The organism is Vibrio kyushuensis, from assembly GCF_050337325.1.
GTDB lineage: Bacteria > Pseudomonadota > Gammaproteobacteria > Enterobacterales > Vibrionaceae > Vibrio > Vibrio kyushuensis.
In genome coordinates this window covers 593,874-618,188 of the sequence record NZ_JAKJSV010000003.1, presented here as the reverse complement: position 1 = coordinate 618,188, position 24,315 = coordinate 593,874, and the positions used below count along the sequence as shown (strand labels likewise).

The following is a 24,315-nucleotide window of genomic DNA, read 5'->3' as shown; positions in this document are numbered from 1 at the left end:
AAAAATGAGCAAAAAAGAGGTGCGTATAGATAGATTGACCTCAGAAGCTCATCACTAGACGGTGCTAGTGACAGTTAAGGGGATTCAGCCCACTTAACCGACAAACGTAACCCTTACATTACATTTATCTCGGCACTGCTCCCCATTGATAGGCTGTATCGGAATTAAGGTTCCACAAACTATCTGCCTGGGCAGTGCTCCTCTTCTGCATAAAGCGTCTTCATTGAACGGTTTTGCGCAACAAATGTCAACGGATATTTGTTAGTCACCATTTATTGATCGATTGAGTGAATAATGTTGCGGGTAATCACACTAGACTTACGGCGCATTGCTCGGCTTGTATAATTGAATTAATGTGGTTGTTCACACTTCTGTATACAAGGAGCTATTATGCCAATTCAAAGTTTTATCCCTCCTCATAGAATACTTATGGGGCCGGGACCATCAGATGTATCCCCTCAAGTTTTACAAGCTTTGAGTCGCCCGATTGTTGGGCATTTAGACCCACTCTTCATTGGCATGATGGATGAGGTAAAGCAGCTGCTTAAGTATGCTTTTCAAACTGAGAATGATTTTACTATAGCTGTTTCTGCCCCTGGGAGCGCGGGAATGGAAGCGTGTTTTGTCAACCTCATTGAGCCAGGCGATAAGGTGATTGTTTGTCGTAATGGTGTGTTTGGCGATCGAATGCGAGAAAATGTCAACCGAGCAGGCGCTGAAGCGATAATGGTCGATGATGAATGGGGGGCTCCTGTTACACTTAGTAAGGTCGAAGATGCCTTTCTAACTCATCCTGATGTGAAGATTTTGGCGTTTGTACATGCAGAAACCTCAACTGGTGCACTTTCTGATGCTCAAGCATTGAGCCGTATTGCGATTGATAATAACGCACTGACGATAGTCGATGCGGTAACGTCACTAGGTGGTGTGCCTCTCAAGGTCGACGAGTGGCAACTAGACGCTGTTTACTCTGGTAGTCAGAAGTGTCTCTCGTGTGTTCCTGGCTTATCGCCTGTAACTTTTTCAGCTAAAGCGATCGAAAAGATTCAGTCTCGTACGACACCTATCCAAAGTTGGTTTTTAGATCAAAGCTTAGTGTTAGGTTATTGGAGCGGGGAAGGCAAGCGAAGCTATCATCATACGGCCCCCGTTAATAGCCTCTATGCTTTGCACGAATCTTTGTTGATGCTAAAAAATGAAGGTTTGGAAAATGCATGGAAGCGTCACGCTGATATGCATGAGAAGCTTAAAGTAGGCTTGGAAAAGCTTGGCTTTGAGTTTGTCGTGGATGAGCAGAGCCGACTTCCTCAACTTAATGCTATCTTCATTCCTGAAGGTGTTGATGATGCTAAGGTACGCTCGACTTTGCTCGAAGAGTACAACCTTGAAATAGGCGCAGGATTAGGGGCACTAGCGGGTAAAGCATGGCGAATCGGATTGATGGGTTACGCTGCAAGAAACGAGAATGTGTCTTTGTGTTTACGTGCCCTTGAAGAGACACTGCAACAATAAATAATCAGTACTAAATATTATAAAAGGGGCCCTTGATGCCCCTTTTCTATTTCTAAGCTAAGGTTTTTTGCTAGCTTCCGATGTTGAAACCGATGTTGATTGCTTATCGGGCCGTGGTTTGTATTGAATCATTGAAAAATCTTTCTCTGGAAATAGGTATAGAGCTTCAGCCCGTATTTGCTCTGCGCGACTCGTATCATCTAGCCCCTGATAAGCTAAGATAAGGTTGCTGTAAAATGCAGGTCTCGGTTTAGACTGAATAATACCTAGTGACCAGTCTATGTACGGCTGTATTAACTCAGGCTCTTGCTTATACAAACCAATATTAAGGTAGGTACTATAGATGTCCCAGTCAAAGCGATCTTTCCAGACGACAGGATTAGTGACTCGACTTAGAATTTCAGGCTCTTTAGGAGACGAACGTTCAAACTGCGTTAAAACATAATTAGTATGCAACGCACTAACCATATAAATAGTCGTCACGAGAGGTAGTACTAAGCATGAGATTCTCAACAAGCTTTTACTCACTTTACTAAAGCCTATCTGTTTATAGTTTGCGACACGTTGATCGACCCAGAACAGTAAGATCATAAAGATGATCCAGTGAATTGCGGAGTGATAGAAAGGATATTCAAGTTGTGAGTGCAGTACAATCGGCACAAACAGCGCAAACATCGCTAGCCTGGTTCCCTTCTTTGCGTAATAAATACGAGCTAACACCAAGGCTGCCGCAAGTACAATGGCGAGAATTGGAATCAATCCTCCTTCAACCCCCCAAAAAAGTAGTTCATTATGAGGATGGTCCATTGCTGGCAAGCCAGCTTTGTAGCTTGGATTCAATTGATGTTGTCGTGCGGTATAGAGAATATATTCAGACTCAAAATTACCATAACCGTAACCGGTAAAGGGCTTTTCAATCACCATGTCGAGTGCTTGTGGAAATGTGTATCTTCGCGGACTTTCAAGATCGGCTTTATCGCTTAGTAATCCGCTTGTTCCCTGTAAGTTGGTGGCAAAAAAGCCTAACCCAATACCTATTAAGCAACAAACTACCCAGCTAATGAAACGTTTAGTTGAAGCGTATTTATATAAGTAAGGCAGAACGAAAAGTAGAGCGATGGCCGCGCCTAACCAGCCGGTTCTAGAAGCGATAATGATAAGAAGAGTTGCAGTCAGAAGTGGCGTCAGGCATAAAAATGAAATCTCGCTAATTTTGCTGTATTTATTGGTTTGCCTGGCCAGTAAATATCCTGATGTGACTAGCCCTGTTGCGAGAAAGCTTGCCATCACATTGGGTTGCTGAAAGATTCCATATGGTCGATTACGAATAGCATCGTAACCAAATAGGTTATTGGGTTCAAGATATAGGTATTGGTAGAAACCAAACAGTGCTTCAATAAAAACCGCAATAACAATAAACCACAACAATCTTTGTTTATGTTTATTACTAAATCGAAACTGCTGCAATAAAACGAATAGTAAGAAACCAAGCCAAAGCCCAATAATTCGTCCTAGCGCGGCTGAAGGTGTTGCACTCCCATACAGTAACGGAAGTGTCATTAAACAGACACAAACAAACAGGCCAATGGTTAGCTTTGAATAAAGTAGAGCCCGATTGGTTGCGAGTTGATATAAGCCGATAGAAAGAGTAAATGAGAGAGCAAGCCACGTGGCTGGGTTGAATGCCAATGCGAGCCCAGAGCCGCCAGGGTTAGGCATGAAAAAATGCATCGCGATGAAAAAGACGACCGCGAGAGAAGCTAAGAATGGCTTGTTGAGTGGAATTTTGGGTACATGGGGCTCAAGACGAGTGCCTCCAGTATGCAATATTGCCATGTTATTACTATTCCTATACAAAGAAACCAGCGTCAATGCTGGTTCCTTTATCTTAGCGTTTTTTTCTATTTCAACATAGGCTTAAGAAAGCGTGCAGTATGAGAACCTTTAACCTTTGCGACCGATTCCGGAGTGCCTTGAGCTACAATTTTACCACCACCTTGTCCCCCTTCTGGCCCCAAGTCGATGACCCAATCCGCTGTTTTAACAACATCAAGATTGTGCTCAATCACTACCACAGTATTGCCGTGATCACGTAATCGATGCAAAACAGTAAGCAGTTGTTGGATATCGTGGAAGTGCAGACCTGTTGTTGGTTCGTCCAAAATATAGAGGGTTTTTCCTGTATCTCGCTTGGATAGCTCACGAGCTAGTTTTACACGTTGGGCTTCGCCACCTGATAGGGTTGTTGCTGCTTGTCCTAGACGTATATAAGAGAGTCCAACATCCATCAAGGTTTGAAGTTTTCTGGCTATTACAGGCACAGGTTCAAAGAATGTGCGCGCATCTTCAACGGTCATCTGAAGCACTTCATCTATGCTCTTACCTTTATAGTGAACTTCAAGAGTTTCGCGGTTATAGCGTTTCCCTTTACAAGAATCACATGAGACATACACATCAGGTAAGAAGTGCATCTCCACTTTGATCATGCCATCACCTTGGCAAGCTTCACAGCGTCCTCCACGAACGTTAAAGCTAAATCTTCCTGGTTTATAACCACGAGAACGAGACTCTTGAGTCCCGGCAAATAACTCTCTTATTGGTGTAAAAATTCCAGTGTAAGTGGCAGGGTTAGAGCGGGGAGTTCGACCGATAGGGCTTTGGTCAATATCAATGACTTTGTCAAAGTGCTCGAGTCCCTTGATTTTTTTATAAGGTGCTGGAGTAGCGGTGGTTGCACCATTCAACGCTGTATGTGCGATCTTAAAGAAAGTGTCGTTGATCAGAGTCGATTTACCTGATCCAGATACCCCTGTTACACACGTAAATAGTCCTACAGGCAGAGAAAGAGTGACTTCTTTAAGGTTGTTCCCAGTTGCGCCAATTAGCTCAACGGTTTTCTTAGGATCTTTTTTAGTGCGTTTCTTGGGAATAGATATCTCTTTGACACCACTTAAATATTGTCCCGTTAGTGATTCAGGTGTAGCAATGATCTCTTCCATCGTTCCTTCAGCCACAATGTGACCACCATGAACACCAGCTCCTGGGCCAATATCGATAACATGATCAGCGCATCGAATGGCGTCTTCATCATGTTCTACGACCAATACAGTATTTCCGAGATCGCGAAGGTGCGTCAGTGTTTTTAGTAAGCGTTCGTTATCACGTTGATGCAAACCAATTGAAGGCTCATCTAATACGTACATGACCCCCACTAAACCTGCGCCAATCTGGCTAGCGAGGCGAATACGTTGCGCTTCACCTCCTGACAATGTCTCCGCACTGCGAGAGAGGTTTAGATAATTTAGACCTACGTTAACTAAGAATTGAAGTCGGTCATTGATCTCTTTCATCACTTTATCGGCAATCTGACCTCGTTGACCATCCAGTTTTAGGTTTTGGAAAAAGTCGAGTGCTTCAGCGATGCTAAACTCTACTATTTGCGGTAATGCAGTATCGTTAATGAAGACATTCCGTGCTTCAACACGTAGACGAGTACCCTCACAGGCAGTACAAGATTTCGTCGAAATATACTTAACCAAATCTTCCCGAACTGCATTTGACTCCGTATCACGGTAGCGTCGTTCAAGAGTATTGAGTATCCCTTCGAATGGGTGGCGTTTAACACGAATATCACCGCGATCATTGATATATTTAAACTCAACTTCAGTCTTACCTGAACCGGTTAAAATGATTTCACGAGTTTTCTTTGGAAGCTTTTTAAATGGAGTGTTAAGGTCAAAACCATAATGCTCGGCAAGTGATGAGAGCATTTGAAAATAATAGTAATTCTTTTGATCCCAGCCGCGAATGGCTCCGTCAGCAAGACTTGCACTCTCATCTAAAATAACACGCTCTGGGTCGAAATATTGTTGAACACCAAGGCCATCACATGTACCACACGCACCTGCCGGGTTGTTAAATGAAAACAGTCTAGGCTCAAGTTCCTGCATACTGTAACCACAGTGTGAACAGGCAAAGTTAGCAGAGAAAACGATCTCTTCTTCATCACCTTCCATTGAGGTGACAACAGCGATGCCTCCTGAAAGCTCAAGCGTGGTTTCCAAAGACTCTGCTAAGCGTTGTTGTAGATCACTGCGTACTTTGAATCGGTCAACAACCACTTCTATGGTGTGTTTTTTATGTAGTTCTAGTGTTGGTGGATCAGATAGATCGCAGGTTTCTCCATCGATACGAGCACGAATAAAGCCTTGTGCGGCAAGGTTCGCTAGAGTTTTTACGTGTTCGCCTTTTCGCTCTTTAATAATAGGCGCCAAGAGCATCATTTTAGAACCTTGTGGCAGTTCTAAGATCCTGTCTACCATTTGGCTGATGGTTTGTGCAGCCAATGGTGTGTGGTGATCTGGGCAGCGAGGTTCACCGACACGAGCGTATAGTAGACGAAGATAATCGTAGACTTCAGTGATCGTTCCAACGGTAGAGCGTGGATTATGTGAGGTTGATTTTTGTTCGATTGAGATAGCAGGAGATAGGCCTTCAATATGGTCTACATCCGGCTTTTCCATCAATGAAAGAAATTGGCGTGCATACGCTGAAAGAGATTCAACATAGCGACGTTGACCTTCTGCATAAAGGGTATCAAAAGCGAGAGAAGATTTACCTGAGCCCGAAAGGCCGGTGACAACGATCAATTTATCGCGAGGAATCGTGAGGTTGATGTCTTTAAGGTTATGGGTTCGTGCACCGCGAACTTCGATTGTGTCCATCTTCTAAACTCGTTGAAATACTAAGTGATGCAAGTATTACATAGTGTGAGAATTGTGCAAAGATAATACTGGACAAAAAAACAGTAACGCCACGTATCCAATATAGAACAAGTGGCGTTATGTAAGGCTAGATATCGCTAAGAGGTTACTCTTTGTGTGTTGATTGCTTACCTAGCTCTGAGGTCTTTTTATCTTTTAAATACAGGTTTTCAAAGCAGTAATTGGTCGCCTCGATGTACCCTTCAACGCTGCCACAATCAAAGCGTTTGCCTTTAAATTTATAAGCTAAAACACAGCCAGATTTAGCTTGCTTCAGTAGGGCATCAGTAATTTGAATCTCACCACCTTTGCCTGGTTCTGTCTGCTCTATTAACTCAAAGATATCTGGAGTTAAGATATAGCGGCCAATAATGGCAAGGTTACTTGGTGCCGAACCTTGTTCAGGTTTCTCTACCATGTCATCGACACGGAATAGATCGTCTTTAATCATCTCACCAGAAATTACGCCATACTTGTGTGTTTCATTTTCTGGAACTTCTTGAACAGCAACGATTGAACAGCGGAATTGCTTATAAAGCGCGACCATTTGTGCCAATACGCCCTGTTGCTCATTAACACAAAGGTCATCAGCTAACACAACAGCAAAGGGTTCATCACCAACGAGCTCACGACCCGTGAGTATGGCGTGCCCAAGACCCTTCATCTCTTGCTGGCGAATGTAGGTGAAGCTTGCACTGTCGATCACTTTACGAATATTGAACAGAAGCTCCTCTTTATTGGTCCCGCTAATTTGGTGCTCAAGCTCGTAGTTCTTATCAAAGTGATCCATAAGCGAGTGCTTACCACGACCAGTAACGATACACATACCATTCATACCTGCCTGAATTGCTTCTTCGACGCCGTATTCAATCAATGGTTTGTTCACCACTGGCATCATCTCTTTTGGCATTGATTTAGTAGCAGGAAGAAAGCGAGTTCCGTAGCCAGCTGCTGGGAAAAGGCACTTTTTGATCATGATAAAACCCTTTGAAATTCCGTATAAATAGTAATTTGGCGCAAAGATAACATGCTTTCTACGACGGATTTATTAACCGTCGTTGATCAAGTGCTGAATTGATATCTTTTCGTTAAATTAAGACGCTAAATTTTGATTCGCCCATGCTATCGCTTGAACACGGTTTTTAACAGAAAGTTTTTTGAAAATCTGATAAAGGTGCGATTTTACGGTGAACTCGCTAATGAATAAGCTATCCGCTATTTGAATATTGGATGAACTGTTTTGCAGGCAACGCAATATTTGCAGCTCTCGAGAGGTTAGGTCAACAATGACGGGCGCGGTATTACTATTTATCACATGTCTATAATAGTGCAACAGTTGACTAGCGACTTTCCTTGGTAACCAATTTTGACCATTAATAATCTCTCCTAGTCCGCGGACAATATCATCGACGCTAGTGTAGGTATAAAACAACCCTTTTAAGTTACCAAAATAGAGAAGTTCATCCGTCGTTAGGCGTTTATTGAGGTTGAAGATGATCACTTCAAAGTTCTTATCTGCAATCGGTAAGTTACGGACCTGTTGTTGAAGCAATTTATGCGCCTGATAGTCGATAAGAAGTATTTTGTGGCGATGTTTAGGGCTTGCTTCCATTAGATCCTCTGGCTGGATCTTAGGGAGCTCTATAGATAGAGCCTGTTGTAACTTATCGACGTGTGGATAGTCAGCACTTTTATCTTCACATAAAAAATAGATAGTTCTGGTGTAATCTGCTTTCTTCATGACTTAAGCCCTTTGCTATTATTATGACGTTATTTTTTAGACTAAAGTGAAGCAAATTGTGGGTAAGAGCTAGATATACCGAATAATAGACCGTTCTTTTGCGTCTGGTTTCATATTGCTGAGTAATCTAGGCATTTATCAGTAACTGTGAATTTGAAGAACCTCTAAAAATCAGTAAATTAATTCGATGATATTGTTGAGAAGGCGATGGATTATTTAATCCCATTTGTACCCGTGATAAAGCGTGTTATCCTACCGCACTTAACTTTTCCAAAGACATCATTTAAACGGAGCAGAACATGGCAAGCCGTGGCGTAAATAAAGTCATCATTATGGGTAACCTTGGGCAAGATCCTGAGGTTAAATACACCGCCAATGGTAGTGCGATTGCAAATATTACCGTTGCAACCTCTGAAACTTGGCGCGATAAGCAATCTGGCGAACAGCGTGAAAAAACAGAGTGGCACCGTGTTGTGTTATTTGGCAAAACGGCTGAAATTGCTGGTGAATACTTACGTAAAGGCTCTCAAGTTTATCTTGAAGGTCAATTACAGACTCGTAAGTGGCAAGATCAAAGCGGTCAAGATCGTTACTCAACAGAAGTTGTTGTTCAATGGCCAACAGGCCAAATGCAATTATTAGGTGGTCGTGGTCAAGGTGGCGGTGCAGGTCAACAGAATCAGCAGCAAAACAATAACTGGGGTCAACCTCAGCAACCTGCTATGCAACAACAGCAGCAACCTGCAATGCAGCAGCCTCAAGCAGCACCTCAGCATAAGCCAGTTCAACAACAAGCTCCTCAGCAAGCTCAGCCACAATATAACGAGCCGCCGATGGATTTTGACGATGACATCCCGTTCTAAGGGAAAAAATGTTGAAAAAAGCCGCGATTATCGCGGCTTTTTTATATAGTGAGCAAAGAGATAAATGACTTATCTCTCAATTGCAGCCATCAATTTTGTGCCGTTGAAGAAAATATAGAAAGGAACTCTAACTTTATGAGGTTTACCCCTACCTTAAAGCTCAGTACCCGGTTGGTGGCATTTGTTACCATCATTGTTATCAGTGCGACCTTTATTCTCTTCATTGGTGGGACGCTGACGTTCAAAAAAATTGGCCAAGAGTATCTCTCCCATTATCTAGATGGCATAGTGATTGTCGTTGACAAAGAAATGTCAGATCCAGAAGCCGCGCAGTCGATGCAACGTTGGATGCCCAAAATGTTGCAAGCCTCACGTATTGTCGAAATGGAACTCTCCTCTAGTGCCGGTATTATTTATCGATTCAAAGATACCGCTTCTCGCGTTGACCCTGCTCGGTTGTATAGCAGGGAATATTCACTCGAAAGAAACAACGGCTACCAAATAAAATTCAAAGCTGTTCCCCCTTACTTAGGTTATACCGATTCTTTTGGTGCATTGTGGACGATCACTCTGGCTGTTGGTCTAATTATTTTTTGTTTGATCAGAGGCGTTAAGTGGCTGAAAGAACAACTTATTGGTTCAGAGCTTCTTGAAGAGCGTGGCAGAATGATTTTAGCCGGACGTGTTGAGCAGCATGCAAAGGGGGACTTAAGAGAGTGGCCCTACACCGCGAGTGAAGCATTAGACTGCTTAATCGAAGAGTTGCAAGATGCTAGGCAAGAGCGCAGTCGCTTCGATACGTTTATTCGTACCCAAACTTTTCTGGATCAACTAACCGGGACGGCTAACCGTGTGCTTTTTGACAGTAAACTAGAGTCGGTACTGCATGAAAGTGGGGCTTACGGCTCTGTGATATTACTTAGAATTGATGATTGGGAAGACGTTAAAGAGCTTAATGGAAAAAGTGTTAGTGATGATTTTATTGTCGAATTAGCTGAGGCATTAAACAGTGTAATACAGCGTTACCCTGATGTACTACTATCTCGGTATTTCAGCTCTGACTTCGCTATATTCGTACCGCATCAGGGCAGTAAAGAGGTCACTCACCTTGTTAACGCGTGTATGAAACAATTAGAAAAGCTCTCTCCACCTTCTCCTATCGATAAAGAAAATTGGTGCCATATGGGGGTGACCTTGTTTAGAGAGGGTGATCGCCAAGGAAAGATTATGGATGAGGCAGAGGTGGCATTAAAAAGTGCTCAACTGCAACAAATTAATACTTGGACCCGTTTTAGTAAGGCTAATATCGAGAAAGAAGATCGAGGCAGTGTTCGATGGCGTACTCTGTTTGATCAAACCCTGACTCAAGAAAATCTTCGTGTTTACGCTCAATCTTGTTACCTCCAAACAGACAGGAATGAATTGCAGTTAATTCATCAAGAACTATTTGCTCGAATCAATGATCCAGAGAAAGGGATACTGAAGGCATCAAGGTTTAATGCCGCACTTGAGCAGGTTGGATATCAACACAAAATAGATCGAGAAATGCTTCGAAAAACAGTAGCATATGTGAAACAATCCCCTTTAAGCCTATGTTATTCTGTAAACCTTCATGTTCAACCATTTTCGGATAAAAATAACTTTAAATGGCTGAGGAATGAATTATTGCAGTTAACATCTCAGAAGCGTTCACAACTTGGTTTTGAATTTGCTGAAGGGCGGTTAGTTAAGCACTTAGACTACATGCGACCTGTGATACGAATGCTCTCTGGTCTAGGTTGTAAAGTTATTGTTGGTCAAGCAGGACGAACAATAGTCAGTACGCACTACTTAAAAGACTTGAATGTCGATTACCTTAAGTTACACCGAAGCCTAATTAAACGAATCGATCAAAGAGATGAAAACCAACTCTTTGTACGAAGTATTATTGGTGCATGCAGCGGTGGAAAAACGAAGGTCATTGCGGTTGGTGTCGAAAGTAAACCTGAGCATAAAACCCTAATAGATCTCGGTGTTCATGGCGTGCAAGGTCGCCTTTTTGATACAGAATCAGAAGTATGGGCTAAAATAAATGAAAAAGCGCCTACTGTGAATTCAAATAAAATAAAGCCGGGTCGACGAAATCGATGGCGAACAATACATTAAAGTGATTGGTAGATGAAAATTAAGTCACTCATAGATAAATTTAAACCGAAAAAGAGCGAGCACTCTAGTTTACTGGCGATAGTGCAGCCGGATGCTATCTATTTTTCAGCGCATCCAACATTCACTTTGCCTAAAGTTTCGCTTGAAAATAGCAGCTGGACACAGGTGCTTGCGACGAGTTTAAAAACACACGGTGTTGAAGGTGTAACGGTAAGTGTTGTTCTCAACTCTACTCTTTATCAAACTTATCAAATAGAAACGCCCAACATTCCACAAGAAGAGTGGTCAGTCGCACTTCCATTTCTATTAAAAGACTTAGTTACTGAAAAAGTGACTGAGATTGTGGCAGATGCATTCCGATTGCCTAATGGAAATAAGATCCAAACTTATGTCATAAAAAAATCAATCATAGCCGAACTTACCCAGCTACTGACTAAGCAGGGTTGCTTATTGGGTGAGGTCATTACTGAAGATGACGTCTGGGGTGCAACATCACAAGAGCAGAATAGCTATTTATTGCTTCAGCGCAGTGTTCGCGGCAGTTATAAAATCAGCGCTTTTCATGAAAGCAAATGCGTGTTTCAACGCACAATACGTAATGTTGCTTCACCATTAACAGGTACCGCAAGCTCTGCATTGCAGTTAGATGGAATGGCACTTGAATTGCAACGTTCAATTGACTACCTCTCTTCTCAGCTAAAAGGCATACCATTACATACTCTCTTTACCTGTTGTGATGAAGAAGATCAGCAAGAGTTAGCACTGGCGCTCGATGAACGACTAAACGTAAAAGTTAAGCCGCTATCAGAAGAAGCTACCTCTTCTGGCGAGCTACTATCTATAGCAGCCACTGATGTACCAACTGAAACTATTAACCTTTACCCCGCACACCTAAGGCCAAAGAAACAGTACTTCACTTTTCAGAATATGGCGCTTTCTTGGGTTGCTGTCGCCGCTATACTGCTTTCACTCAGTGGTTTTTATTACTATCAGTCGCAACAGTTGCAAGTTAAGTTGACGGATCAGAAGCAACAGGCAAAAGTACTGTCGCAAGAGTCAGCCAAGTTAAGAAAACAGCTCGAAAGCCATATACCGTCACCGGATAAGGTTGCGGCAGTCGCAAGGCTTAAACTTGAAATTCAGTCTCATCGTGACTCATTGAAAGCGATCGGTGATTATGATCAATCTCAAAGGCAAGGGTATTCAGGAGTGATGGCTTCTTTGGCTACACTTGGTAGAAAAGATATTTCGCTGATAAAAATTCAGATCGACAGTCAACAGCTCAATTTACAAGGCTTAGCAAGAAATGCAGAAGCCGTACCGAACTGGGTTCATCAATTTAGGCAAGAGCTGAACTTGATAGGTCGAACCTTTGAAAAACTTAAAATTGGCAGAAATGAACAAAACATCATTACATTCGAGTTGTTAACGCAAGGGGATGTCAAACGATGAATCAAACACTAGTTCAGCTTGAAAACAAATTTGAGCAGTTGTCTGGGCGTGAAAAATGGTTGATTTCAATCGGTGGTTTTATCGTTACTGCGCTAGTGATGTTTACTTTCGTCTTTGAGCCTGCGATGAAAAAAAGTAATCAACTGAATCACCAATTAATGATCACCAAGTCTGATATTCAGCGCATGCAAGGTGAAACACTGGTTTTAACAGCTAAGTTAAGAAAAGATCCCAATAAAGAGATCGATATTGAGTTCAAAAAGTTACTCAAACAGAGCCAAGATCTCTCTCATGAACTGTCTGGGGTTATTGATACGCTGATTTCTCCGACACAGATGACCTTGTTACTTGAAAATGTGCTGTCTGAAAGTAAACGTCTTCATCTTGTCTCTTTAGAAACGCTTGGTGCTGAATCCATTGTTAAGAAACAGTCGCAAGAGACTGGCTACTTCATACACCCGGTTAGAATTGAAGTTACCGGCAGCTATTTTGATATTTTGACTTACCTAGAAGCGTTAGAAGCGATGCCTGCGAAATACTATTGGCGCAGTTTTCATTATCAGGTTGAAGAGTACCCTAAAGCGCGACTGATTATGGAAGTCTACACTTTAGGAGCTCGTAAAGAGTTTATAGGGGGCTAACAGAACATGACATTAAGAATAATGCTATTCGTTGCCCTCGCGTTAGGAAGTGCGCCTTCCTTCGCAGAACAGGCTCTTGCTTCAACAGAAAAGCAGCCTGCAGCAGACAAAATACGCATGGCAGGGCAAGATCCAACAGCTCCCTTAGGATGGGAAAAGCCTGCGAAATCAACGTCGACAGCGAAAAGAACCGTCACCTATCGGTTGCCTACGCTTAAGAGCATCGCTTGTGATGAAATGGGCCGATGTAATGCCGTTCTCAATAACAGTGTTGTTGAGAAGGGAGATAAATTAAATGGATACCAAGTCCGTCAGATTTCAGATGAAAACGTGACTTTAGTACGCGGGAGTAAGCTTTGGACATTAGAGCTATTCTCGTTAGATATTAAGAATTAAGGTAATAATAATTCTATGCGCAAAATCGTAATTGCTATCGCTATCGTAACTCTTGCTGGGTGCTCTATGGGTCACCGTGATCCTGTTGAGGCAAAGTCTGCCCTTAATGAAGCGATCAATGAAGCCAATAGCCTAAAGCTTAATGAATTGCCGGCCTCTGTTCAGCAAGATCTTATGCCAAACATTGATGGTGTGAGTCTGGCTGCTAAAGCCAATGTTAAGCGCTTTAGAATCCGTGCTGATGGTGTTGAAGCCAGCACCTTTTTTGCTAGCTTGGTTAAGGGGACAGACTACAGCGCTGCGATTCATCCTTCTGTAAAAGGTCTCATTACCGTTAACTTATCGGATGTCACTTTAGATGAAGTTTTATCGGTTGTTCGTGATATGTACGGCTATGAAGTTGAGCGAAAAGGGAAGGTGATTCAGGTTTACCCTTCTGGTATCCGTACCGTTACCATTCCTGTTGATTACCTGCAGATGCAGCGAAAAGGTCGTTCATTAACGTCGATCACTACCGGCACTATTACCAACACTGACAGTGGCTCGTCTTCATCTTCTTCATCATCCAGTTCTTCTTCAAGTTCGTCAGGATCATCAACGACGAGTTCAAAAGGCGGAACTGAAATAGAAACGATCAGTGAGAGTGACTTTTGGCCTCAGTTAGTGACGGCGGTTTCTCAATTAATTGGCAGTGGTGATGGGCAAAGTGTTGTTGTTACGCCACAAGCCAGTGTGATTACCGTAAGAGCGTACCCTGATGCAATTCGAGAAGTAAGACACTTTTTGAGCGTGTCCCAAGAGCGTTTACAGCGTCAAGTTATCTTGGAAGCGAAGATCCTAGAAGTTACTCTTAATGATGGTTATCAACAAGGGATCAACTGGTCAAATATCTCGATGGGTGATGGCAAGGTTGTGATTGACCGATTGGGTGCAGCCGCGCTTCCTGGGTTAGATTCGATTGGTAGTTTATTGGGTGGTCAAACGAATGTAACGATTTCCGATGGCAGCTTTGAAGCCGTTCTGAGCTTTATGGATACCCAAGGCGACTTGAATGTACTTTCAAGCCCTAGAGTTACTGCGGCTAATAATCAAAAAGCGGTGATCAAAGTCGGTACTGATGAGTATTACGTGACGGATTTCTCCAGTGTAGTCGGTAGCGGTGATAATTCTGAAGCATCTCCAGAAGTTGAACTAACGCCATTCTTCTCAGGTATCTCATTGGATGTGACACCACAGATTGATGATGAAGGAAATGTGCTATTGCATGTTCACCCTGCCGTCATTGATGTAACCGAGCAGGTCAAAGAAATTGGTTACGGTAATACAACCATTAGTTTGCCGTTGGCCCAAAGTTCAATTCGTGAATCTGATTCTATTATTCGGGCTCGTGATGGTGATGTGGTCGTGATTGGTGGCTTGATGAAGTCCAACACGTTTGAGCAAGTATCTAAAGTTCCGTTCTTTGGTGATATTCCAGCGCTTGGACATCTGTTTAGAAATACCACTGAACTCACTCAGAAAACTGAATTGGTGATACTACTTAGACCGACGGTTGTTGGTGTAAATACGTGGCAAAAAGAGCTAGAGCGCTCACGTGACATATTGCAAGAGTGGTTCCCTGATTCAAAGTAATCGGTGATTTAGCCGCAGTGGCCTTCATTAGCTTTGATCTTAAGAACATCGGATTTCGAGCAAGGTTAGGTTCCGAGTAAATAATGTATCTTGAACATTTTGGTTTTAGCCAGTATCCATTTCATTTAACCCCAAACACAGGTCTGTTTTTGGGGTTAGAGCCTCACTACGAAGCCATTCAAATGGTGACGGCTGCGTTAACTATGGGTGAAGGGGTTATTAAGGTCACTGGCGAGGTTGGCTCAGGTAAAACCATGATTTGCCGAATGCTGATTAACCACTTAAAAGAGAGTGTTGAATTAGTCTACCTTCCAAATCCAGTATTAACGGGTGAAGAACTTCGTCTGGCTGTTGCCAGTGAATTAGGTCTGAGTATTCAATCTTCGGTATCCGTTGTTGATAAAATTCAAGAGCAGTTGATTGCACTTTCAAAGTCAGGCAAACAAACTGTTGTAATCGTTGATGAAGCGCAGGCTTTATCCGATGAAGCCTTGGAAGTATTAAGGCTGTTTGGAAATTTGGAAACAGAGCAAGACAAGCTCCTTAATATTGTACTGATAGGTCAGCCAGAGCTTGATGAACGTTTAACTCAGCATCATTTACGCCAATTTCGTCAGCGTATTACGTTTAACGCTAAGTTACGGCCATTGTCTCTCGACGAGAGCGTTGCGTATATTGATACTCGTTTAACACGAAGTGCCGGTTGTGAAAGCTTGTTCAGCCTTTCTCTAAAAAAAGCGATTTGGCGAGCAAGTAATGGAAATCCTCGGCTGATCAATCAGATTTGTCATAAAGCACTGATTTTGGCTTTTGGTGTTAATGCATCGAAAGTAAATACTAATCATGTTTATAGCGCTATCTACGATACATTTGATAGCTGTAAACCAAAATTTAAAGCCCCATTTTTATGGGGATGGAGTCACTCATGAGTACCATCAATCAAGCGTTATCAGAGCTTACAGTTAAAGCTCAAAGCGCAGAGATTAAGATTGAAAAAGCTCAAATTAACAAAGTGAAGCCTCGCCCGGTGCTACCTTGGATTATTGGCGGGTTTTCAATTAGCTTGGCTCTTGGTGGCTGGGCGGTATCGCAGCAGTCAGACACTATTGAGCAGATCGTATTAACTTCTGAACCAGTTGCTTTGGAAGTCGATAATCAGAGAAGTGAAGAGGCTGAACTAAGCCTGGTAACCAAAGTTGCGAATACTTCAGTATCGAAAGGCTCTTCAGAGCAAGTGACTATTTATCAGGCTTCTAGTGAGATTGTTGAAAAGAACCCAACTCCCGTCGATCAAGCTAAGCAACGTTCTCAAGCCAAGCAAATAACACCATCTAAGCAAGTGAAGAAAGTCGATCAGTCGTTGGCTGTTGCTACAGCGACCCAATCAACCATTAAAGAGTTGCCAAAGGCTACACAAGTTAAACCTGTTGAAAAGAAAATATCAGACAAGCCACTTCTATTGGATAGTAATTCTCAGCCTGTGGCTAAAACTAAAACCTCATCGTCGACACCAGTTCAAACTCCAGTAGCCTCAAAACCGAATACGGTTATCATTGAGCAAGTCGAGCTAACACCTGCGCAATTGGCTGAAAAGGCCGAGCAACGAGCTCGTAAGGCGATTGATAGTAATAATATCGATGAAGCGCTAAGTAGTTACAAAGAAGCCCTTCGATACACCCCTAGAAATGAGAATATTCGTCAGCAGTTGGCGGCACTTTATTACGGTAAAGGGGATGCCCGTCAAGCATTTGAAATACTCCAAGATGGCATAAAAATCGATAATGACAGTGAAGTCATTCGTATTGCTTTATCAAAACTGCTCATTAAAGAGCAGCAGCATGAAGCAGCATTAACACCTCTCATCCATTTGAACCATAATCCGAGTGTTGATTATTTATCATTAAGAGCAGCGCTAGCACAAAGAAATAACCTTGATGATATCGCCTTAGAAACATACCAACAGCTTGTTGTAGTCGAAGATAGCAATGCGCGCTGGTGGCTGGGATTGGCCATCCAACAAGAACGAAATGCGGATATGCCAAAGGCGAAAGAGTCTTATGAACAGGCTCTGACGAAAGTGGGTCTATCAAGACAATCACAGACATTTGTACGAGAACGAATAAAGTTGCTGACTTCTCTAGAGAGTAGCAGCTCAAAAGAGGAGAGTAGCAGTGCAAATTAAGCTTCGAAAACGTCTTGGTGATTTGCTGGTTGAAGAAGGCATCGTTACCGAATCTCAAATTGAACAAGCGTTAGCTGCACAGAAAAGCACTGGCCGAAAAATGGGGGCTATGCTGATTGAGCTTGGTTTCTTATCTGAGCATCAGATGCTGACGTTCTTATCTCAGCAGCTGGCTCTTCCTTTGATAGACGTAAGTCGAGCTAATATTGACGTTGATGCCGTACAGCTCTTGCCAGAGGTTCATGCCCGTCGTTTACGTGCGTTGGTGATCTCACGTAATGGCGATACCGTGCGTATTGCCATGAGTGATCCTGCTGATCTTTTTGCCCAAGAGGCACTGTTAGGTCAACTGTCAAAATTTAGCCTTGAGTTTGTTATTGCACCTGAAAGCCAACTTGTTGATGGCTTCGACCGCTATTATCGTCGTACTAAAGAGATCGCTTCGTTTGCCGAGCAGCTGCAGGCAGAGCACCAAGTTAATGATGCGTTTGATATTAATATTCTTGATGACGACACCGACAGCGATGAAGTAACCGTTGTTAAGCTGATTAACTCACTGTTTGAAGATGCGATTCAAATGGGTGCGTCTGATATTCATATTGAACCAGACGCCAATGTGCTGCGTTTGCGTCAGCGTATTGATGGTGTGCTTCATGAAACGCTGCTTAATGAAGTTAATATCGCATCCGCGCTAGTACTTCGTTTAAAGCTGATGGCAAACTTGGATATATCAGAAAAACGCTTACCACAAGATGGCCGTTTTAATATTCGAACCAAAGGGCAGTCGGTTGATATTCGTATGTCTACGATGCCAGTTCAGCATGGCGAGTCGGTCGTTATGCGTTTACTTAACCAATCATCTGGGGTGAGAAAGCTTGAAGAGTCTGGATTACCTACTGAGCTGTTAGATAAACTTCGCAAGCAGCTTAAAAGACCTCATGGCATGATCTTGGTAACAGGACCAACGGGTTCCGGTAAAACGACTACACTCTATGGTGCATTGTCTGAGCTAAATGAGCCGGGAAAAAAGATCATTACCGTGGAAGATCCGGTGGAATATCGCTTACCACGAGTGAACCAAGTTCAGGTTAATACTAAGATCAATCTCGACTTTTCAACCATATTAAGAACCTTTCTTCGTCAAGATCCCGACATAATCTTAGTAGGGGAAATGCGTGATCAAGAGACAGTAGAAATCGGATTAAGAGCTGCACTAACAGGTCACTTAGTATTAAGTACTTTGCACACGAATGATGCAGTAGACAGTGCTCTTCGCATGATGGATATGGGCGCACCGGGTTACCTCGTTGCCAGTGCCGTACGCGCCGTCGTAGCACAGCGTCTTGTTCGGAAAATATGTACCGACTGTAAAGTTGAAGAAGATGTTGATGAAGCTAGAAGACAATGGCTCGCAGTTCGATTCCCTAACCAAACACAGGCCAATTTCTCTCGTGGTAGCGGTTGTCAAAATTGCAACCTGACTGGTTACAGAGGGCGAATTGGTGTGTTTGAAATGCTAGAGCTAGAACAGGAAATGATGGACGCATTGCGTGCAAATGACGCTGTCGGTTTTGCCGATGCGGCTCGAAGCTCTGAAAATTATAAGCCATTACTTGCGTCAGCAATGGAGCTTGCATTGCAAGGTGTCGTTAGCCTTGATGAAGTAATGAACCTTAGTGAAGGCGATGCATCTGGCATCAGCAAAGCAATATTAATGTAGGAAAGCAATGTTAATTTGGGAAAGATATGCCAACGTATCAGTATCACGGACGTAACTCCGATGGCAGCAAAGCCACGGGGCAAGTTGAAGCGGCAACTGAAGAGTTAGCGGCGGAATCGTTAATGAACAAAGGGGTTATCCCGACCTCAATATCCGTTGGTGGTAAGAGCTTTTCATTCGATTTCGATCTGAAAACCCTGTTCGTTCCTGCCGTTCCACTCGAAGTCTTAGTTATTTTTTGTCGTCAGCTCTATAGCTTAACCAAAGCGGGTGTGCCTCTATTACGCTCGATGAAAGGGTTAACGCAAAACTGTGCGAATAAGCAACTTAAAGAAGCGTTGGAAGAAGTGGCCGCAGAGCTGACTAATGGTCGTAGCTTATCGGCATCAATGCAGTTGCACCCTAAAGTGTTTAGCCCTTTGTTTGTTTCGATGATCAGTGTTGGTGAAAATACAGGTCGACTTGATCAAGCTCTACTGCAGCTTGCCGGGTACTACGAACAAGAAGTTGAAACACGTAAACGAATTAAAACCGCGATGCGTTATCCAACGTTCGTTATTAGCTTTATTCTTGTCGCGTTGTTTATTCTCAATATCAAAGTGATCCCTCAGTTTGCTACGATGTTTGGTCGTTTTGGTGTTGATCTTCCATTACCTACTCGTATTTTAATTGGGATGTCGGATTTCTTTGTCAATTACTGGGCTTTAATGATCGGTGTCATGGTTGGGCTGTTATTTGCGTTCAGAGCGTGGGTAAATACCGTAGCGGGACGTGAGCGATGGGATCTGATTCGATTACGGATGCCTATTGTGGGTGATATTGTAAATCGAGCACAGTTATCTCGTTTTTCTCGAACTTTTGCCTTGATGCTCAAAGCGGGGGTACCGCTGAATCAATCGTTAGCGTTATCAGCGGAAGCTCTGGATAACAAATTTCTAGAGAGAAAGTTACTTGAGATGAAATCAGCGATTGAAGCGGGTACGACGATTTCGTCTACCGCTATTAATGCCAATATATTTACCCCTTTGGTTATTCAAATGATCTCTGTGGGTGAAGAAACGGGGCGAATTGATGAGTTGCTATTAGAGGTTGCAGACTTTTATGATCGTGAAGTTGAGTACGATCTTAAAACGTTAACCGCAAGGATAGAACCGATACTATTGGTGATTGTTGCGGGTATGGTTTTAGTTCTCGCATTGGGTATCTTCCTGCCAATGTGGGGCATGCTCGATGCAATGAAAGGGTAATTGAGCTGTGGAAAATGGACGCTCTCAGTTTGTTATCTGGTTTTTGATTATTGTCATCTTGGTCATGGGGTTTATGTTGGCCTGGCAGAAGGTCGACGAGGAAGCGAGTGATACGGCTCTGCTTGTGGCCAGTAAAAGAATAGTTGAACGGGCCAGTTATTATAAGCAGGAGTGGTTGTTAAACAAACAACCTTCTAAACTGTTAATAGATGGTACAACATTAACAATGAGTCAGGCTGGTTGGGTCACGCCCATTGATCAAAATCAACAAGTAGATTGTTCATTTTGGCTGCAGGTTTTGTACCCTGATAATCGAGATTTACATTCATCGAGTGTACTGACTGAAAATGATGCTGATAGTATGAAATATCAATGTAGGTATATCTACGCTAGCGATCAAGTCATTGTTATTCAATTAGTTAATGATAAATTTTCGGTCAGTGTCGATTTTCTAACAGAAGCGTAATTTTTGACGCGTTATTGATAGCAAGTGATTAATTTTACCGTATAATACGCCATACGAATAAAGTGAGTAAAAAAATGAACAATAAACAAACTGGTTTCTCTTTAGTAGAGCTTGTTGTCGTCATCGTTGTGGTGGGGCTACTCGCAGTTGCTGCACTGCCACGCTTTCTAGATGTAACTGACGAAGCAAAAAAAGCCAGTATTGAAGGCGTTGCTGGTGGTTATGCGACAGGCGTACTTTCTGCTCGCGCCCAATGGGAAGCAGAAGCAAGGCCATCAGAAACCATCAGTAATGAAAAATACAACACTGTGAACTATGACGGCGTTGATTTTTGGCTCACTCGCTCAAGCACCAACGCTGGCGAAGATACAGGTTTTCGTGATGGCTACCCATTTGCTCTAAATACGGGCGGTGGCGCATTTCCATCAACATTAACTGATGCACATTGTATTGATTTAATGGATAATTTGTTACAGAACCCACCTAAAGTCGATACGGTGGAAAACGCTGAAACAGATTCCAATGTAAAGTATTCAGCGCTAGCGAATGATGACGATTCCACTTGTACTTATGTACAACAAGAAGGTGGAACAGATCATGAGTTTGTGTATGAAATTGAAACAGGTCGTGTGACCGTAACCTTGCAGTAATGCTGCATTTTTTGACTAAGACGTAGAGAGAATTTGGCTATGAAAAAACAAGGCGGTTTCACCCTAATTGAACTAGTGGTGGTGATTGTAATCCTAGGTATTCTTGCAGTTACTGCAGCACCGAGATTTCTAAATATTCAAGATGATGCGCGAAGTGCAACATTAGAAGGTTTAGCCGGAGCTATGCAAGGTGCTGCCGGCATTGTATATGGTAAGTCTGCAATTGACGGAACAGAGGCTGTATCTAGTTCGAGTGTAACTTTGAGTGGTGATACAATAAATACAGCATTTGGATATCCTCAAGCGACAGAAGCCGATATTGCGGCTATCGTAACTGGACTAGGTACAGATGAAGATTTTGAATTTATTCAGGTCGTATCTGGCGCAACGCCTGCAGAAGCGACTTTTGGCCTCCCTGACTTTACTACTAGCTGTGTTAAATATACTGAAGCTGAGAATGCTAATACTGCGTCGATAGTTACTGTTGGTACTGATGATTGTACTACACCGTAATACTTAAAAAGGCCAGCATTGCTGGCCTTTTTAACCCCGTCATAAACTCTTAAACTGAATACAACCCCTTTTCTTCTTTTTGCTATAATATTAAACACTTATTTTATATATTTATCGTCATAGCTTAGGTGATGCATGGATGAAGGCAGTTCCAAACAACAAGGCTTCACACTCGTAGAGCTTATCGTTGTTATCTTATTGATTGCAATCGTCTCTGTGTATGCATCTAGTCGATATTTAGGTGTATCTAGTTTTTCTGCGTTTACCGCACAAGAACAAATCATTTCTGTTATTCGCCAAGTTCAAGTAAATCGAATTCAAACTAATATTACTGACCTCTATGATTACTGTGATGACCTTACCCCTGCGAATTCCGATTTAAGAGAGCTTTGTTTGCGAAGCCGAATTACTGCTACCTCAAGTTGTGTTGGTAGTTCGAGTGGTTGTAGTGCGAGCGACTCAAGCTCTCGCAGTGATGTTGTTATCGCTGATCAAGTCTCTTTTAGCACCGTACCATCCATATCTAACATTACTTTTGATCTACTAGGTAACCCATTAGAAGCCGTGAGTGGTGGTGTCGATATAACAATTACCGCTGGGCAAAGTGAGACTAACGTTTGCATTAACTCTCAAGGGTATGTGTATGGCGGTACCTGCTTATGAAGCGAGTTGAAGGTTTTACCCTCATCGAGAGCATCATTGCGATTATCATCATGGGCTTTGCCATGGTGACATTAACTAGTTTTCTCTATCCGCAAATCGAACGTTCAGCATCTTCTCAATATCAAACACGTGCTGTTACTTTAGGGCAAAGTATGTTGAGCCAGATTTTAGCGCGTGGATTTGATCATTGGAGTGATTTTGATGGGGGGAATGTACGTTGTGGAGAGCCTGCTTTAGTTCCTCATGCTGATAATCCAACTAACAGTTGTACTAGCAACGACGATTTGGGTGCGGATACAGCCTACGGAGAAAGTGACCCTGAGAGTTTTAACGATGTAGATGATTATTTAGGCTGCTGGAAAGGTACACATAGCTCTGGCTGTTCGGGCGTAACACCAGAATATGACCTAACTGATATCCTTGGTAATGACTCTTCAGACCAATATAAAAACTTTGTCGTTATTGTAGCAGTGAGTTATGTCGACCCTGACTCTTATGATGAAGTCACAACAATCACCACCATGAAAAAAATAACGCTATCGATACAAGCGGGCAGGTGGGGCGATTACAGTTTCATTGGCTATCGAGGTAATTACTAATGAAACGTAGTGGATTCACTTTAATTGAAATGATTATGACCATCATTATTGGTGGGATCTTGGTTCTGGGTATTACAGGGTTTCTAGAGCTTGGCATGAAAGGCTACAGTGATACCGTAGATAGGCAGCGGCTACAGACCCAAGCAAGGTTTGTTCTAGAGAAAATATCACGAGAAATACGCCACTCGGTGCCTAATAGTATTGAAGTTTCGGGAACAACAGATACCTGCGTCTCCTTTTACCCTATTCTTTATTCAGGTTTTTACTCGGTATCATCGGCCGACAACCTAAGCCTCTCTTTTTTAGTAGGTAATGATAACCCTCCGGCAACTTATGATGATCTGTTTATGATTATCAATCCAAGTCAACAGAGTGACTTTACAGACAGTAACATCGCTATAACGTTATCGGGAGCCAGTACCACAATTACTTTAGACCAGCCTCTTGCTAGTGAATCTATTGCAAATCGACACTATATTTATAAAGACCTCGTTACTTATTGTTTAAACTTTTCAAGTGAGGCGATTGTTAGAAATACGACTCAAGTTGCCGATAGCGTAACCGGAGGAGGTATCAGTTACGACGCGCCAACCCTACAGCGTGGTGGTGTTGTACATATAGACGTTACCTTTACAAATGATGATGAAGAAACGAGTTTCCAACAAGATATACAGGTGCTTAATGTCCCGTAGAAGTGGATTACTTAATGGACGACGTAAACAGTCGGGAAGCGTATATATTATTGCCATATTTGTATTGGTCGTGATGGGTTTTTTAGGGACCGCATTAACACGAATGGAATGGTCAAACAGCGACGCACTCACACGTGATGCGTTGGGCACACAAGCTTGGTTATTGTCACACTCCGCTAATGAACTGGTTTTAACTTATATGTATCCATTGAATGCGTCAGCAGCTGTTTCTATGGTTTGCTCTGATTTAACTACAGTCCAAAGTGCATTGTCTGCACTGGCTTCAAATCATGCTAATTGCTCTGAAATTACCAGCACGTGTAGCTCAATCGGAGCGTTAGATGGTGAAGAGTTTTATAAAGTTAGAAGCTCAACAATTTGTGGAACTGGCATTAACTATGTGCAGCGAACGCAAGAAGTTTGGGTGAAGGAGTAGGT

22 protein-coding genes and 1 riboswitch are annotated in these 24,315 nt (G+C 42.7%); of the genes, 18 read left to right on the top strand and 4 right to left on the bottom strand.

Features of this window, described 5'->3' with window-relative positions:
• Positions 1 to 36: 36 nt before the first annotated feature.
• Positions 37 to 213, bottom strand: a riboswitch (Lysine riboswitch).
• Positions 214 to 390: 177 nt separating this feature from the next.
• Entirely contained in the window at positions 391 to 1,512 is a 1,122-nt protein-coding gene (locus L4D20_RS09170) for a pyridoxal-phosphate-dependent aminotransferase family protein (protein ID WP_428801262.1), read from the top strand.
• Positions 1,513 to 1,569: 57 nt separating this feature from the next.
• On the opposite strand, the gene L4D20_RS09165 is transcribed toward L4D20_RS09170, so the two are convergent.
• From L4D20_RS09165 to L4D20_RS09150, 4 genes are all read right to left on the bottom strand, one after another.
• Entirely contained in the window at positions 1,570 to 3,348 is a 1,779-nt protein-coding gene (locus L4D20_RS09165; protein WP_428801261.1) for a PglL family O-oligosaccharyltransferase, read from the bottom strand.
• A gap of 65 nt (positions 3,349 to 3,413) precedes the next feature.
• The gene (uvrA, locus tag L4D20_RS09160) at positions 3,414 to 6,236 is read right to left on the bottom strand and encodes an excinuclease ABC subunit UvrA (RefSeq protein WP_428801260.1); all 2,823 of its coding nucleotides are present in this window, start codon (positions 6,234 to 6,236) and stop codon (positions 3,414 to 3,416) included.
• A gap of 145 nt (positions 6,237 to 6,381) precedes the next feature.
• Positions 6,382 to 7,251: a UTP--glucose-1-phosphate uridylyltransferase GalU gene (gene galU / locus L4D20_RS09155; protein WP_428801259.1), complete on the bottom strand. Its 870-nt coding sequence runs from the start codon at positions 7,249 to 7,251 to the stop codon at positions 6,382 to 6,384.
• A gap of 117 nt (positions 7,252 to 7,368) precedes the next feature.
• A complete protein-coding gene (locus L4D20_RS09150; RefSeq protein ID WP_428801258.1) occupies positions 7,369 to 8,016 on the bottom strand; it encodes a LuxR C-terminal-related transcriptional regulator in 648 nt (215 codons plus the stop codon).
• Positions 8,017 to 8,315: 299 nt separating this feature from the next.
• On the opposite strand from L4D20_RS09150, the gene L4D20_RS09145 reads away from it, so the two are divergent.
• The 17 genes from L4D20_RS09145 (at position 8,316) to L4D20_RS09065 (ending at position 24,313) form a co-directional block, all read left to right on the top strand.
• Positions 8,316 to 8,879, top strand: coding sequence for a single-stranded DNA-binding protein (locus L4D20_RS09145; protein ID WP_428801257.1), 564 nt, complete (start codon positions 8,316 to 8,318; stop codon positions 8,877 to 8,879).
• A 135-nt stretch (positions 8,880 to 9,014) separates the two neighbouring features.
• Positions 9,015 to 11,024 (top strand): RNase E specificity factor CsrD, encoded by a 2,010-nt coding sequence (csrD, locus tag L4D20_RS09140; RefSeq protein WP_428801256.1) that lies wholly within the window; start codon positions 9,015 to 9,017, stop codon positions 11,022 to 11,024.
• A gap of 12 nt (positions 11,025 to 11,036) precedes the next feature.
• Positions 11,037 to 12,476 (top strand): MSHA biogenesis protein MshI, encoded by a 1,440-nt coding sequence (locus L4D20_RS09135; protein ID WP_428801255.1) that lies wholly within the window; start codon positions 11,037 to 11,039, stop codon positions 12,474 to 12,476.
• Positions 12,473 to 13,117, top strand: a complete 645-nt coding sequence (locus tag L4D20_RS09130) for a type II secretion system protein GspM (protein WP_428801254.1) — start codon at positions 12,473 to 12,475, stop codon at positions 13,115 to 13,117. Before L4D20_RS09135 ends, L4D20_RS09130 begins: the two co-directional genes overlap by 4 nt.
• Positions 13,118 to 13,234: 117 nt before the next feature.
• The gene (locus L4D20_RS09125) at positions 13,235 to 13,513 is read left to right on the top strand and encodes an MSHA biogenesis protein MshK (protein ID WP_428801289.1); all 279 of its coding nucleotides are present in this window, start codon (positions 13,235 to 13,237) and stop codon (positions 13,511 to 13,513) included.
• Between the two features lie 15 nt (positions 13,514 to 13,528).
• Positions 13,529 to 15,145 (top strand): pilus (MSHA type) biogenesis protein MshL, encoded by a 1,617-nt coding sequence (gene mshL / locus L4D20_RS09120; RefSeq protein ID WP_428801253.1) that lies wholly within the window; start codon positions 13,529 to 13,531, stop codon positions 15,143 to 15,145.
• 83 nt (positions 15,146 to 15,228) lie between these two features.
• A complete protein-coding gene (locus tag L4D20_RS09115; protein ID WP_428801252.1) occupies positions 15,229 to 16,074 on the top strand; it encodes an ExeA family protein in 846 nt (281 codons plus the stop codon).
• Entirely contained in the window at positions 16,071 to 17,327 is a 1,257-nt protein-coding gene (locus tag L4D20_RS09110) for a tetratricopeptide repeat protein (RefSeq protein ID WP_428801251.1), read from the top strand. Before L4D20_RS09115 ends, L4D20_RS09110 begins: the two co-directional genes overlap by 4 nt.
• Positions 17,317 to 19,047, top strand: a complete 1,731-nt coding sequence (mshE, locus tag L4D20_RS09105; protein WP_428801250.1) for an MSHA fimbrial ATPase MshE — start codon at positions 17,317 to 17,319, stop codon at positions 19,045 to 19,047. Before L4D20_RS09110 ends, mshE begins: the two co-directional genes overlap by 11 nt.
• A 26-nt stretch (positions 19,048 to 19,073) precedes the next feature.
• On the top strand, positions 19,074 to 20,294 hold the full coding sequence (locus L4D20_RS09100; protein ID WP_428801249.1) for a type II secretion system F family protein: 1,221 nt from the start codon (positions 19,074 to 19,076) through the stop codon (positions 20,292 to 20,294).
• Positions 20,295 to 20,301: 7 nt separating this feature from the next.
• Positions 20,302 to 20,760: an MSHA biogenesis protein MshF gene (locus tag L4D20_RS09095; protein ID WP_428801248.1), complete on the top strand. Its 459-nt coding sequence runs from the start codon at positions 20,302 to 20,304 to the stop codon at positions 20,758 to 20,760.
• Positions 20,761 to 20,834: 74 nt separating this feature from the next.
• A complete protein-coding gene (locus tag L4D20_RS09090; RefSeq protein WP_428801247.1) occupies positions 20,835 to 21,410 on the top strand; it encodes a prepilin-type N-terminal cleavage/methylation domain-containing protein in 576 nt (191 codons plus the stop codon).
• 39 nt (positions 21,411 to 21,449) lie between these two features.
• Positions 21,450 to 21,923: a type II secretion system protein gene (locus tag L4D20_RS09085; protein WP_428801246.1), complete on the top strand. Its 474-nt coding sequence runs from the start codon at positions 21,450 to 21,452 to the stop codon at positions 21,921 to 21,923.
• Positions 21,924 to 22,058: 135 nt separating this feature from the next.
• Entirely contained in the window at positions 22,059 to 22,586 is a 528-nt protein-coding gene (locus L4D20_RS09080; RefSeq protein ID WP_428801245.1) for a pilus assembly FimT family protein, read from the top strand.
• The gene (locus tag L4D20_RS09075) at positions 22,583 to 23,185 is read left to right on the top strand and encodes a prepilin-type N-terminal cleavage/methylation domain-containing protein (RefSeq protein WP_428801244.1); all 603 of its coding nucleotides are present in this window, start codon (positions 22,583 to 22,585) and stop codon (positions 23,183 to 23,185) included. The genes L4D20_RS09080 and L4D20_RS09075 overlap by 4 nt, the downstream gene beginning before the upstream one ends.
• Positions 23,185 to 23,877, top strand: a complete 693-nt coding sequence (locus L4D20_RS09070; protein ID WP_428801243.1) for a PilW family protein — start codon at positions 23,185 to 23,187, stop codon at positions 23,875 to 23,877. Before L4D20_RS09075 ends, L4D20_RS09070 begins: the two co-directional genes overlap by 1 nt.
• The gene (locus tag L4D20_RS09065; RefSeq protein WP_428801242.1) at positions 23,867 to 24,313 is read left to right on the top strand and encodes an MSHA biogenesis protein MshP; all 447 of its coding nucleotides are present in this window, start codon (positions 23,867 to 23,869) and stop codon (positions 24,311 to 24,313) included. The genes L4D20_RS09070 and L4D20_RS09065 overlap by 11 nt, the downstream gene beginning before the upstream one ends.
• Positions 24,314 to 24,315 lie beyond the last annotated feature (2 nt).